This window comes from Geminocystis sp. NIES-3708, from assembly GCF_001548095.1.
Taxonomy (GTDB): domain Bacteria; phylum Cyanobacteriota; class Cyanobacteriia; order Cyanobacteriales; family Cyanobacteriaceae; genus Geminocystis.
The window spans coordinates 1302446-1316329 of record NZ_AP014815.1; the positions used below are offsets into that span (position 1 = coordinate 1302446).

The 13884-nt window shown below is 30.9% G+C and carries 11 protein-coding genes; 4 read left to right on the forward strand and 7 right to left on the reverse strand.

Going from position 1 to position 13884, the window contains the following annotated elements; all coding sequences use genetic code 11:
• Positions 1 to 62: 62 nt before the first annotated feature.
• The 7 genes from GM3708_RS05650 to GM3708_RS05680 form a co-directional block, all read right to left on the reverse strand.
• Complete coding sequence (locus GM3708_RS05650; protein ID WP_066344789.1) at positions 63 to 1988, reverse strand: FAD-dependent oxidoreductase; 1926 nt, start codon at positions 1986 to 1988, stop codon at positions 63 to 65.
• Positions 1989 to 2577: 589 nt separating this feature from the next.
• Positions 2578 to 2778: a hypothetical protein gene (locus GM3708_RS05655; RefSeq protein ID WP_066344790.1), complete on the reverse strand. Its 201-nt coding sequence runs from the start codon at positions 2776 to 2778 to the stop codon at positions 2578 to 2580.
• A gap of 96 nt (positions 2779 to 2874) precedes the next feature.
• Positions 2875 to 4020: a helicase-related protein gene (locus GM3708_RS05660; protein ID WP_066344791.1), complete on the reverse strand. Its 1146-nt coding sequence runs from the start codon at positions 4018 to 4020 to the stop codon at positions 2875 to 2877.
• A complete protein-coding gene (locus GM3708_RS05665; protein ID WP_066344793.1) occupies positions 4013 to 4270 on the reverse strand; it encodes a hypothetical protein in 258 nt (85 codons plus the stop codon). Before GM3708_RS05665 ends, GM3708_RS05660 begins: the two co-directional genes overlap by 8 nt.
• A 69-nt stretch (positions 4271 to 4339) precedes the next feature.
• Positions 4340 to 4834: a hypothetical protein gene (locus GM3708_RS05670; protein ID WP_066344794.1), complete on the reverse strand. Its 495-nt coding sequence runs from the start codon at positions 4832 to 4834 to the stop codon at positions 4340 to 4342.
• Between the two features lie 135 nt (positions 4835 to 4969).
• Complete coding sequence (locus GM3708_RS05675; RefSeq protein WP_066344795.1) at positions 4970 to 5275, reverse strand: hypothetical protein; 306 nt, start codon at positions 5273 to 5275, stop codon at positions 4970 to 4972.
• A gap of 616 nt (positions 5276 to 5891) precedes the next feature.
• Positions 5892 to 7514: a SpoIID/LytB domain-containing protein gene (locus GM3708_RS05680; RefSeq protein WP_066344796.1), complete on the reverse strand. Its 1623-nt coding sequence runs from the start codon at positions 7512 to 7514 to the stop codon at positions 5892 to 5894.
• A 130-nt stretch (positions 7515 to 7644) separates the two neighbouring features.
• Between GM3708_RS05680 and GM3708_RS05685 the strand changes: the two genes are divergently transcribed.
• The 4 genes from GM3708_RS05685 to polA all read left to right on the forward strand — a co-directional run bounded on the left by GM3708_RS05685 (position 7645) and on the right by polA (position 13864).
• Positions 7645 to 8544, forward strand: a complete 900-nt coding sequence (locus tag GM3708_RS05685; protein WP_231933090.1) for a copper resistance protein NlpE N-terminal domain-containing protein — start codon at positions 7645 to 7647, stop codon at positions 8542 to 8544.
• Between the two features lie 800 nt (positions 8545 to 9344).
• Positions 9345 to 9836 carry a photosystem II cytochrome c-550 gene (gene psbV / locus GM3708_RS05690; protein WP_066344798.1) on the forward strand — a complete coding sequence of 164 codons (492 nt, stop codon included), beginning with the start codon at positions 9345 to 9347 and terminating at the stop codon, positions 9834 to 9836.
• A gap of 100 nt (positions 9837 to 9936) precedes the next feature.
• Positions 9937 to 11049 (forward strand): ABC transporter ATP-binding protein, encoded by a 1113-nt coding sequence (locus tag GM3708_RS05695; protein WP_066344799.1) that lies wholly within the window; start codon positions 9937 to 9939, stop codon positions 11047 to 11049.
• Positions 11042 to 13864, forward strand: a complete 2823-nt coding sequence (gene polA, locus GM3708_RS05700; protein ID WP_066344800.1) for a DNA polymerase I — start codon at positions 11042 to 11044, stop codon at positions 13862 to 13864. The genes GM3708_RS05695 and polA overlap by 8 nt, the downstream gene beginning before the upstream one ends.
• The last annotated feature ends 20 nt before the right edge of the window (positions 13865 to 13884 follow it).

Sequence of the window (13884 nt, forward strand, 5' to 3'; positions counted from 1 at the left end):
TTAGGAGAAATACTTATAAATAAACACTTTTATATCAATTGTTAATTATTAATTATTACTTATTAAATAGTTAATAAACCCGAAGGATTTACCGAAAGTAAGTCTCTTCTTTGTAATCCTTCTTGATGAAGAATAGCATTGGCAGACATTAATCCAGTGCTAATTGCCCTTTCCATCAAACCACAAGGAAAAGGCATTTTTACCCAATCTCCAGCAAACATCAGGTTTTTAATGTGAGTTTCCGTTTCAGGGCGCATTTTAAAACTATTGGGCGGATAACCGGAAAAATTCTTCTGATTAACTAATTGTTGATGTAAAATATTGGCATCAGCTAATTCTGGTACAATTTCGTATAATTCTTGCACAAAAGTGGCTAAAATTGATTCTTGGGTAGGAAATTCTTTTTCTTTATAACAATAAGCGTGTAACTCGACAACGCTTCCTCCTGTTTTCTGTGCCCACGCTTTATATTCTCTTTGAATGCGATGATAAAGGGTTATACTATCCGTTAATTTGTAGCCTGAAAGAGAAGCGAAATTACTATGTTGCCAATCAAAATCTTTATCTAACCAAAAACGCCCGACAGCAAAAGGATCAGCTAATGCTAAACTAGCAACCTGAGTTTTAATGTGGGCAAAATTTTCTCCTTCACCTTCTATCAAATTAAATAGATGTTTTAAGCCATTAACATCCGTTGCCATCACAAAATAATCCCCTTCAATTTTTTTCGGTTTACTAACTATGTTGGCATTATCCGCCACTAATTTCACCCTATTGTCTTCAACAGCGATAACTTTGTAAGTATTAAGATTTCTTTTTGCAGGAGGGTTGACAACTTTACCATCTTGATCATACATTGCTCCATGACAAGGACATAAAAATTTACCGTCTTCTTGCTTATTTACGATACATCCTTGATGGGTGCAACTCAAAGAAAAGGCTTTATCCGTATTTTTCACTACTGCAAATAATTGATCTCCTGCTCCATAATAGTCATAATGGCTATCTTTTAATAAAGGATTAACGTCAACCCAAAAAGGCACGTTACTAACATTTTCACCTTCATAATATTCTATTGATATAATGCGATCGCCACCATAATTAATTTTACTAATATTGGCTTCCGTAATGATTTTACCACCATTTTTAGTGATATTATTGGCAATAGGATTAACTAAACTTGTACCCATATCATCCACCGTACCATTAAAAGCCAACCCTTCAGGATTACCAAAAAAATAAAAATGAAAAAACTGCATCAGTTCACCAGTACTCAATACATCGGGAGCGTTAAGAGAAGACTTAGCGAAGGGAAGAAAATATAAGTCGAATAAGCCTTGAGGAATACCTTTTTTTGCCCAATCAGAGACAGAAATTGCATCTAAATTATCATAACTATTGGGAATTTTAAAGCTAGTAATAGCATGAAAAACTCGCCAATGGGCAGGATTAGCGAGATTTATGCCCCAATGAAGAGAATTTCGGGAGGATATAGCTAAATCGACAATATTCCACGGAAAAGAGGAATGACTAGGGCGAAAATTTTCAGGTGCATATTTATTATCTTTAAACACCACCGAATAATAATCTAAAGATTGAAAATTATCCTTAATCTTAATTTCGTTAACAATGCTTTTGAGGTTATAGTATTGAGGGAAAAAACCATGAAAACCATGTTCCATTTTAAAGGAATCTTCTCCTACTTGAATATCCCAACTAGCTATTTTTCCCCCTAATTGCGGTGATTTTTCTAATAACGTCACCTCAAATCCTCGATTACTTAATTCATAAGCAGAAGCTAAACCAGCCAATCCGCCACCAATAACAACGACTTTTTTCGGTTTATTTAGTTTTCGAGGTAGGGTTAAAGTATCCCATTGATGAATTGTTGGTTGAGGTTTAACCACTCTTGAATAACCGAGAATACCGAGAATACCAGTAACGGTAAATAGTTTAAGAAGAGTGCGACGGGAGAGAAAACTATTCATGTATTGCTATTTTGGAATATATCTTGATAAATTAACATTTCTTAACTTAAATTATCATTAATTTCCTTTTTAGGATCAAGTTTATTAGAATTTAGTCGGGAATGTAAAATGTCTTCTTTTCTTCTCCCTAAGCTAGGAAGACATCTAAATTGTCTGTTGAAATGGTTTAAACTCTTTGTTAGGAATTAATAAAAAATGTAAGTTGTAAGTAAAATAGGTTTAGCTTATTCCCTTATCTATTCTTCTCTGTCTTGAATTAGTTTTCTTGAGATAAGATAAGATTTAAAATATTCAAGTTACAACAAGAAAGAATTTGTTTATCCGTAAATAGTTTATATCGCAATAATTTGAAGCTGAAGCTATTAAATAATATAAAAGGAAACTCATGATAATATGAGCCAATGGGTAAAATATTTTGTAAAGGAAATATGTATCTTAAATAAGATTGTAAAATTGTCCTAAAACTGCTTTCTTCTCCTAATTTTTCTTCAACTTCTGTAGCTAAATATTCTTTGATAATTTGTGGATTAATTAATAGTAGAAAAGGAAATGCATAATATTGATCAAATTGTTGGCTATTTTGTTGAAACTATTTCGTCATTAGATCATCTTTATTCATCTTTTCTAATAATTTGATCGCATTATAACAAGACATTTTTAAATGATGATTATAACTATCACTTTGGCTAATATATTTTAATTTTAAAAGTAAATTTTGATTTATTTCTTGTTGTAAATTTAGCTCATAAGTTTCTTTTAATTGACGATTTAGTAAAGGAATAATTAACATATTTCCACTAACAAAACTAGGCTTAATTATGCCGATATTTAATAATTCTGCAAGATTTTTATTGACAGATTTAAGAAATTTATCGCTAAAAGATTCTCAAATATTAAGATAAGAAACAGGGTTATTTTTAGGATTTTTGTCTATCCACTTTAATAAAAAGTCTGTCTTACCTAAAAGAGATTTTAATTTGTCAGAAACTTCTAGTAAAATTTTCGATTTATAGTTAATTTTATACTCCTTATCTAACAGAGTAATTAAATTTTTCATTTTACCGCTAAAGGTTTCACCGACAGAAGATACTGATTTACCGCCGATAGGGATAATTAGATAACGATGATTACCAATGTTAATGTTACCGTAACCTTTAATTGTAGTCATGATAGCGGCCTTCAGCAGGAGGAGAAGATTGACTACATTTAAAATTTTTTCTTGTAGGGATAATTCGGCTTCTTTCTCATCATCAAAAATTACTTCTTCCCAAAGATAAAAAGTTAAAAATTTATCTTTATCATCATTAGTTATTTTTTCGCCATTTTCAAAAAATTCACTTCTGCCACGATAAATAACTCGGATAATTTCCATCAAGTTTGCTTCAATATTAAAACGAGGTATATCTACTAAAATATGCCTAGCTTTTGGGAAAGATAAACCTCGACTTCCCGAAGCAGTCATAAAGATAATTTTGACGTGATTTTCATATTCTTTAATTTTCTGTTTATCAGCTTCGGAATTGTTACTATGAATTTGTAAATAGTCTTTATTTTCAGTAAATTCTGTGTTAGTTTCTTCTGGTTGAGTGATTAAATCTTGAAGATGACTTTTATCTTGGATATAAACGATAACTTGTTTATTTTCAGGATAAGCAAGAATTCTATTTATATCACTGATAATGGCTTGTTGTAAACGGGAAGTTAGATTATTAGTTTTTTCCTTGTAGAGAGATTCCGTAAATTTTTTAGTTTCAAGAAAAATTTGGTACTTAACGGTTAAATTTTTAGAAGGATAGGAGTTAGTGTTAATAATTTTGGCTGGTTTTTGATTAAATTCAAAATTAGTAGCGGATAGAGGTAAAATTTCTGAGTTAACTCCACGATAGTATATTTGATCAGGCTCGATCGAACTTTTTTCCAAATGTTGACTAATAACTTTTTTATCAACAATGGAAGCATCAGCAATGATAATTTTAGCATTGAAGCCATAGGGATTATGAAAAAGATTATATTGACGAAAAAAGTTAGACACCAGATAAAAATTCGACACCACTACTATCTTCCGTTATTTCATCAATCATGATAAAAAAGTGTTTAAAGCGACTAGCAATTGCTGACATTTTGGAAGGGATAACTTGATTTTCTCTTCGGTTGTAGGCAGAATCAAAAATTTTCTCAAGATATTTAAGAGTATCATTTTTTTCATTTAACTTGTTCAAGGATTGAATAGAAATAGTAGCGACAGTCTTTCGTCTTAATTGTGGATTGAAAGAAATTACCATCTTCATTAATTTTATCCGCTGAAGTTTTCAAAATATTTTTTCTGATGCCTATTTGTAAAGGATATACTTTTACTTTTGCTGTAAAAAACTTTTTAATACCTTCTCCAACCTCGCAACTGTTGTCTGAATTTTATATTTTTCAATTCTTTGTCTTATTCCCTGCAAAATATTCTTTTTCTTCTCGTCATCACCTGATTGCAAAATTGGTAAAACATTTTTTTCCCATGATTCTATCGGATTATATGACAATTCTGAATTAATATCGTATCCGTCACCATCAATATCCTGTAGAGAAGAAAAAATAAAGGTAAATAATAAGGCAACTTTTAAAATTTTACGTTTACCACTTTCTCCCCTCCCTAATTCTTCTTGATGTTGTTTACTTTCAGGATTAAGTAAATTCAAATAATAATTTAAACTTGAGGAAGATTCCCCTTTTTCTCCTTGATTTTTTACTCCCCCATTCAACTTCAATTTCAACCCAAAAATAAACCCTTTTTCCCCTTTACTTTCGTTAGTGTCTTCCCCTAAATACCCTTCAACTAAGAGAATTATTGGCAACATATCGTGGGCTTCTCCCCTAGAAAATAAATCTCGATAATTAACTTCTAATCCCTCATAATTAACTATATAATCCCCTTCTCCTTTATTTTTATCATTTAGATAATTTTCTAATAACCTTAAGTGCCTAATTAAGTCTTATAAATAAATAACATCTGAATTTTTATTCACGTCAATCTGATTAAAAATATATTCTAAATGAATAATTTTTGCTTCTTTTTTTAGTCTTCCTAGTGCCTCATTTTTAACTAAGTCAACCAAATTTTCTATTTCTGATTTTTGTTTATTTTTACGATAATCACTATAATTAATAAATTCATGTAAAGTTAACTCTAAATCTTCGTATATTTCTGAGTCAACATCACTAAAATTTGTCGCTAAATACTGCCTTAAACTATCTTTCAATTCTTGCTCAAATTCTTTTATATTTTTAACTTTTATCATTAACTTATATAACTTTAAACTAGAATTGCTAGGAATAATTTTTTCAGGATTTGAAATAGAGTAGTTAATCTTTGCTTTTTAATACCATTTATATAACTAAAAGCATATTCAAAACCTTTATTTTAATAGTTTTTCCATTTATTTAAATCGATTAATAATTTGCTAATACTCTTTTCTAAAGACTGATTATTAGGAGTTATTTTAACTAATAAATCTCTTAATTTATCTCTAATATTTCTAATTTCTTGAGGAAAACTGTCTTCACTCTCATCACTAGAATTAATACTAACACAGCGATCTCTTTTATTAATACTAGCTGGTAAAAATATTTCGTCAGATAAGGCAATATTTCTCGCTATAGTATCAACATTAATCTTTAATCTTTTGTTATCAGGTGAAAATTAAAAAGGATTATATTGGTCAAATTGCCGTAAAATTAATCTTAATAAAGAAGTATAATTAACTGTTGTTAATAAATCATCTTCTTCTCTTAATTTGTTAAACATAATATTTAGAATTTATCAATAAAAAATGAAAAATGAAAAATGAGAATGAGAATGAGAAAACAAAAATCTTTCTAGTCTCCCAGTCTTCCTCTCACTTATCAACTATTCAGTTATTTACTCGGTTGCCAAAATATAATAGACTTATTTAAAGGCTCAAGTTTAGTACCAGGATAATAGAACTCTAATATCTTTTGTGCTGACCAACCTAAATAAGCTAAGTTATAACTACCAAATTGGCTCAATCCTACTCCATGCCCAAATCCGCCACCGATAAAGGCATATCCAGCGAGTTTTTTATTTTGATCATAAAAAGGCTCTAAGTAAAATAATGTGCTTCTAGGAGGCGTAAAAGCACTTCTCACTTCATTTTTAGCAAGGGATACCACCCCTAAGTCTGTGGTTATATCTAGTTTAATCACTCTACCTGAAGGAGATCGCTCTATAATCTTCATCTCCTTAATGGTGTTAAAATCCTGAAGAGGATGTTTTGTTCTTTTTAAATATTTTTGTAAATCTTTGGTTAAGTTTTCCAAGCTACTTTTACGATTCCAACGAAATAGACTTCTTCCTGTCTCATTAAACCCTTTTTGTAAAGCAATAAAGTTGCGAAAATTTGCTTCCGATTCAAGGCTATTTTGTCCTAAATTCCACACCTGTTGGGGTGAATCAATCACGGATTTAAGATAAGGGCGATTTTCTCCATTCCAGACATCTTCAAAATAAGATGTTACCCCCCCAGTGGTAGAAGAATATAAAGCATCTACTAGCTCATTATTATAGGTTAACACTAATCCTTTTGTTTTGGCGATCGCTTTATCAGAAATGGGAGAAGTGCCGGTTAAACCATAATAAACCTGACAATGAGTTGTCGCACACATCTCATAATTATCAGCTTGAAATCTGCGAGTATTACGAAGAGCATAAGTCCGAGCAATGATAGTTTGTGCCTCGGCGGCGGCTAAGGGAACATTACTACCAATTTCATGAGGTACGACACCTCGCAAATAAGTCTCAATATTAACTTTATTAACGAGAGTATAATCACCATAGGAATTAGGTTGCAAAGTGAAAGTGCCGCCATAATTACGCCAAGTGCCTTTAATGCCATCTTTAATTTGCACCACATCTCGACTGCTATTTATCTCTAAATAACTAGCTTGATAAATATTGTCGCCTACCTTAAAAGAAACCACTGGTTTTTCTAACAATATTGCTGTTTCAATATAAACATCTTTATAGCCTTTTTCTTCAATCCCTTTAAGTAATAATCTTTTTAATAAAGGCGTTGAATAAGTGCTACGTTTAGCCCACACTTGCCAACGCCCAGGCTGGGTGATTTCGACATCAATACCTAAAGATTGCCAACGTTTAGCATCATCTTCCGCAGTTTCAAATGTACCATGATCCCCTAAAATTAATCTTTCTTCAATAATTTTATTTGGTAGAGATTTAGATGTGATAGATAATTTTAATTCATCGGTGGTTAAAGTTTTTTCTTCCTGAGTAGATAAATTAGTAAATTTAACGGTTAAAGAGTCTCCCTGAGTACTTTTAAGGGTAATTTCATCCTCTAATTCATCCCCAAATCTTTGTACAATACCCACTTTTAAATCTACGGCTAAAACTGAAAAATTGGGAAAAAATAACATCCCTATTAATAAGGGTAAAGTTAACCATTGTTGTGGAGATATTAACGGTAGAGTATTCAAATTTAGTAGATTATTAGCCTTCATAGATTGCGTTTACTCAGATCTAAGATTAAATGATGTAAAATTTATGTCAAGATTATATAGTAACAAAAGACGAAATCAAAATTGAAAATGAAGAATTAAGAATTACAGTTAAAGATGAAAGGGAACTTTTTTGAGTCAGAAAAACGTCATGGGTGAATATACTTTGAATAAAATTAGCACCATGAAAAATCCATTATTAATAATTTCTTTATCATTATTAACAATCTCGGTGATGACGTACACTCAACCTAGTAAAGCTGAAATGAATGGCGAATGTACTCCTCCTGTTTCTTCATCTGAAAATATCACGAATAAGCCTCTTATGCTAGAAAGTGTCGGTGATAATAGTGCTAATGCTTTAGATTGGAATGGCAAATATCAGGGAATTATCCCTTGTGCTAGTTGTGAGGGAATTAAAACTACTTTAACCCTTAATCAAGATCTTTCCTATGTATTATCAACTCAATATTTAGGTAAAAGTGAGGAAGTATTTGAGGTGAAAGGCACTTTTCAATGGAATAAAGCGGGAAATACAATCACTTTAGATGGAATAAAAGACGCTCCAAATCAGTTTTTGGTAGGAGAAAATACTTTAATTCAACTGGATATGACAGGTAATAGAATTACTGGAAATTTAGCTGATAAATATATGTTGAGTAAAGTTAATGATACTGAAGCAACCATGGAAAATACTCGTTGGGAATTAGTAGAAATTATGGGTAAACCTGTGACGAAAACTGAAACTCAAAGACAGGCAATTTTTATTACTTTTGATGGTGAAAAAAATAGAGTCAATGGCTTCGGTGGTTGTAATAATTTTATGGGTGGTTTTGAAATGAAAGAAGGTAATAGAATTAAGTTTGAGCAAATGGCTTCAACGATGATGGCTTGTGAAAATATGGAAATGGAAGCGAATTTTATGCAAACATTACAGCAGGTTGATAATTACACCATCAAAGATAATGTTTTAAGTCTCAATCGAGCAAGAATGGCACCTTTATTAAAATTTACTGCGGTTAAAAATAAATAAATTCAGGCTTTTCTCTCACTACAAACTTTACAAACTTTTTTTTAAATTTAGGGGAAGAAAAAGGCGATTTTTGCCTCAAAATCTGGTAATAAAAGAGAATTTAACTTATCATTATCAAATAATGTTTCTGATAATACCAATTTTGCTTTTTATCTTCTATATACTTGCTTAAAAAAATGATCAACTATCCTATTTTCTCTGACTTCTTGTGGTGAATATAATTTAAGTTTAATTTCTCGATCTCGTTTTTCTTAATTCATAAGAAGGAAAATTACTTCTACTACCAATTCTGGTGCATCTGTTAAGTGTCCTGCGGAATCTTCTCATTGTGCTAATCTTGTTTCACTAATCCACACTAAATCAGGAATAATACTATCAGTTTGCGAAAAAATGACTCTTAGTGCAATAATCGTATCTCCTAAACCAGTTTTTTGTGATCAAATTTTCAGTTGAAACGCGATTTCACCGATAATTTGTTGATGTCTTAGATCAAGACTACGAGTCACTTACAAACTTTCTTCAATAATTTCAGAGTATTTCTCTTCCGAATCAGGGAATATCTCTAAATCGGCGATCGTCTAAATAACTTTGTCAATAGTTTCAGTCATAATAACTATTAAGTAAAGACGATATTGATTATAGTTGAGCGAAAATATTTATTGCTTATGATTGTGCAAATGAGAAAAATTAACAAAACGTTACAATAATTCATCGAACATTAACCAATTTTAAGAGAAAATAATTAGGGTATAATCTGAAACTCAAAGAAAATACCGATAGAAAATATTTGTTTGAGAATTATGTTCAAAAAAGTTTTTTTAATGTTACTTGCAGGGATTATTTTAACGTGGCAGTCTTTTACTGGTACAGCAAATGCCCTTAGTTTAAATGAAAATATTCGTACTGTGCCTTTAAATGAAGATGGTGCTCAAATTACATTATCTAATCAAGAAGCTCAAATTGGTTCGAGACTCTTTATTGATAATTGTGCTCAATGTCACCTTCAAGGTAAAACAAAAACAAATCCTAACGTGGGTTTAAGTAAAGAAGCATTAGCTAATGCAATTCCCGCTAGAGATAATTTACTTGGGATGGTAGATTATATTAAAAATCCTACTTCCTATGACGGAGAAGAAGATCTTTCTTTATTTCATTTAAGCACGGAACGCCCTGATCTTTGGCCTGAAATCCGCAACTATACCGAAGAAGATATTAAAGCTGTTGCTGGTTATATCTTAATTCAAACTAACGCAGATCCTCGTTGGGGTAAACGTTCACTCATCGAACCTTAATTAAATTAGCAATTGACAATTAACAATTAACAACTAATTTTCAAGGATAGAGTAAGAAGGTTAAAATAGCGACTATCTATTGTTAATTATCTTTACTTGTATGGCAACTGTTACCCTCGAAAATATATCTCGTTCTTTTAATAAGGTTAAAGTTGTTTCTGATATTAGTTTTCAAGTGCCTGACGGTGAATTTTGGGTATTGGTTGGACCTTCAGGGTGTGGCAAATCGACTATACTAAGATCCATTGCTGGACTTGAATCTATCACTGAAGGTAATTTATTTTTTGATGATCTTTTAATGAATGCTATTCCTGCAAGGGAAAGAGATGTAGCAATGGTTTTCCAAAATTATGCTTTATATCCTCATCTCACGGTAGCGGAAAATCTTAGTTTTGGTTTGAAAATGCGGGGAGAAAAAAAAGCATTCATCACCGAAAAGGTTGAGTTTGTTTCCCAAATTCTCGATATTAATCACTTATTAACTCGTAAACCAAAACAGTTGTCAGGTGGACAGCAACAACGAGTAGCATTGGGTAGAGCGATTATTAGGCAACCTAAAGTATTCTTATTAGATGAGCCATTATCTAATTTAGATGCACAATTACGAGATCAAACACGCACAGAACTAAAAAAACTACATGATAAAGTTGGCATTACCACTATTTATGTAACTCATGATCAAGTAGAAGCCATGACTTTAGGTGATCGCATTGTAGTTTTAGATCAAGGAAAGATACAACAAATAGGCACACCAGCAGAAATCTATAATCATCCAGCTAATAAGATGGTAGCCACTTTTTTAGGTACACCAGCCATGAATATTATTCCCGTTACCTATCATGATGGTGCATTTTGGATCAATGAACAACAATCTATCTCTTTAGACACTTCTTTTTCAGATAAATTTCCTTTAAATAATGGGCAGGGTTGGGATTTAGGGATTCGCCCAGAATGTATCACCTTAATTAAGGATAATCAAGAAAAATCTGACAATTCAATATTAGTAAAAGTAGAAGTTATTGAGCCCCTAGGCAAAGAAATTCTCATTACTGCAACTATTTTAGACTCAAATATAAGTATTAATTTACAATTACCTATTCAATGGGCTGGAAAAAAAGGCGATCATCTAAAGATACAATTAGACTTAGATAAATTATACATTTTTGATCCTACCACTGGATTAATGGGGAATGAGAAATTAAAATATGACTAATCCTTTATTTTTAATTGTTGATGGGCATTCTTTAGCCTATCGTGCCTATTATGCCTTAGCAAAAGCCAAAAAAGGTCCTCTTCGTACTTCTACTGGTATTCCTACGGGAGTTTGTTTCGGTTTTCTTAACTCTTTATTCCAAATTATCAGTGATTATCAACCTCAGTTTATCGCCATTGCTTTTGACTTGAGAGAAGCAACTTTTCGCCACACTGCTGATGTTAATTATAAAGCCGATCGCCAAGAAACTCCTGCTGATTTTACTGAAGATATTAAGAATTTACAGCAGTTACTTATCAGTTTAAATATTAAAATTGTTACCGCAGCAGGATTTGAAGCTGATGACGTTATTGGTACATTAGCAACTCAAGCAATGGATGAAGATTGTCAAATTAAGATTTTAAGTGGAGATAGAGATTTATTTCAACTTGTCAATGATGAGAAACAAATTAGCGTTTTATATTTAGAGAGAAGTTTAGGTAAATATGAAATTTATGACGAGGAAGCAGTGTTTGCAAAAATGAAAGTAACCCCTCGTCAAATTGTCGATTATAAAGCCTTATGTGGTGATAAATCTGATAGTATCCCCGGAGTGTTGGGAATTGGTGAAAAAATTGCTAGTAATTTATTAGCTGAATACGATAATTTAACTAACATTTATAATAACTTAGAAAATATCAAAGGGGCAGTTAAAACTAAGTTAATTAATGGGGAAAAAGACGCTTTACATTCTCAATATTTAGCCCAAATAGTAACGAATATTGACCTTAATTTATCTTTGGTAGATTTTAGATTAACAGGTTTTGATAATCAAACAATTATTCCTCTTTTACAAGAATTAGAATTGAATAGTTTTATAAAACAAATTAATAATATTCAAGAAAAATTAGGAGGAAAGCTATTAACTATCACTGAAGATAAAAAAGAAGATCAATTATCTTTATTTAGTACTATTTCGACAGCAGAAGTTAGCTATGAAACTAATACTATTATCGTTGATGATCTTGATAAATTAGAAAAATTAATTATTACTCTTAAACAAGCACAATTAACTGCTTGGGATACGGAAACTGATGGTTTAAATACTCAGCAATCTAATTTAATTGGTATTGGTTGCTGTTGGGGAAATTCTTTTGATAATGTAGCTTATATTCCCATTAATCATAGTCAAGGAAAACAGTTAATCTTAGAAGAAATTAAAGCAAAATTACAACGTTTTTTAGAAGATTCTCAATATCCTAAAACACTGCAAAATGCTAAATTCGATCGCCTTATATTGCTTAATCATGGCATAAATCTTCAAGGAGTTGTCTTTGATACTATGTTAGCCAGTTATGTTTTACAGCCTGAATCTAGCCACAAATTAAGCAGTTTATGCCAACAATATTCTTTAGATGTAATTGCTCAAGATTATGATAGTTTAAACTTAGGTAAAAACGAGACTATTGCTGATTTAAGTATTGAAAAAACTGGTGATTATTGTGGATTAGATGCTTTAGCTACTTTCAAATTAACAGAGATTTTAACTAAAGAATTATCTAAATTTGCTGATTTACAATCTGTATTTCAATTAGAGCTAAAGTTAGAACCAATTTTAGCAAAAATGGAACAAGAAGGAGTAACAATTGATCAAGAATATTTACAGGAATTATCTCAGGAAATTAACCAAGAATTACTTAAAATTGAAGCAAAAACTTACGAAGAAGTTGGCTCATTTAATTTAGCCTCACCAAAACAATTAAGTGAATTATTATTTGATGAATTAGGATTAGATAAACGTAAGTCAACGAAAACAAAAACAGGCTATTCTACCAATCAAGCTATCTTAGAAAAATTGAAAGGTGATCATCCCATCATTGAGTATATTTTACAACATCGAATTTTAGCAAAATTAAAGTCAACTTATGTCGATTCTTTACCCACATTAATTAATCCTAAAACTAACAGAGTTCATACTAATTATAATCAAACTGTAACGGCAACAGGACGACTTTCTTCCTCTAATCCTAATTTACAAAATATACCCATTCGCACAGCTTTTTCTCGACAAATTAGAAAAGGTTTTATTCCTAAAAAAAACTGGCAATTTTTAAGTGCAGATTATTCACAAATAGAGTTAAGAATTTTAGCCCATTTAAGTAATGAGCCTATATTAATATCAGCGTATCAAAATAATTTAGATATTCATACTGTCACAGCTCAATTATTATTAGAAAAAGAAAGCATTACTAAGGAAGAAAGAAATTTAGGAAAAACTATTAATTTTGGTGTTATTTATGGTATGGGAGCTCAAAAATTTGCTAGAGAAAGTAATGTTAGTGTTGCTGAAGCTCAGAAATTTATTAGTATTTACCGAGAAAAATACAATCAAGTTTTTAACTATTTAGAAACCATGAAAAAAGAAGCCTTAGCGAATGGTTATGTCACGACAATTTTAGGTAGAAGAAGATATTTTCACTTTAATGATCGAGCATTAGATAATCTAAAAGGAAAAGATATTAATACCATAGATTTATCAAATTTAAAACTTAATAATTATACAGCACAACAATTAAGAGCGGCGGCAAATGCGCCTATTCAAGGCTCAAGTGCAGATATTATTAAATTAGCGATGATCAATTTAGATAAAATGTTAAGTAATTATCAAGCTAGATTATTATTACAAGTTCATGATGAATTAGTGTTTGAATTGCCTTTAGAAGAAATAGAAGAATTAACTATTAAAATTAAAGAAATTATGGAAAATATTATTCCTTTAAGAATTCCTTTAATTGTAGATATTCATACTGGAAATAATTGGATGGAAGCTAAGTAAATAGTTAATAATAATATTCT

Excerpts from the sequence above, each read along its gene's own strand:
- GM3708_RS05680 (WP_066344796.1), bottom strand. The coding sequence starts at position 7,514 with ATGAAGGCTAATAATCTACTAAATTTGAATACTCTACCGTTAATATCT.
- psbV (WP_066344798.1), top strand. The coding sequence starts at position 9,345 with ATGTTCAAAAAAGTTTTTTTAATGTTACTTGCAGGGATTATTTTAACG.
- GM3708_RS05665 (WP_066344793.1), bottom strand. The coding sequence starts at position 4,270 with ATGGTAATTTCTTTCAATCCACAATTAAGACGAAAGACTGTCGCTACT.
- GM3708_RS05655 (WP_066344790.1), bottom strand. The coding sequence starts at position 2,778 with ATGTTAATTATTCCTTTACTAAATCGTCAATTAAAAGAAACTTATGAG.
- GM3708_RS05670 (WP_066344794.1), bottom strand. The coding sequence starts at position 4,834 with ATGTTGCCAATAATTCTCTTAGTTGAAGGGTATTTAGGGGAAGACACT.
- GM3708_RS05675 (WP_066344795.1), bottom strand. The coding sequence starts at position 5,275 with ATGATAAAAGTTAAAAATATAAAAGAATTTGAGCAAGAATTGAAAGAT.
- polA (WP_066344800.1), top strand. The coding sequence starts at position 11,042 with ATGACTAATCCTTTATTTTTAATTGTTGATGGGCATTCTTTAGCCTAT.
- GM3708_RS05695 (WP_066344799.1), top strand. The coding sequence starts at position 9,937 with ATGGCAACTGTTACCCTCGAAAATATATCTCGTTCTTTTAATAAGGTT.
- GM3708_RS05650 (WP_066344789.1), bottom strand. The coding sequence starts at position 1,988 with ATGAATAGTTTTCTCTCCCGTCGCACTCTTCTTAAACTATTTACCGTT.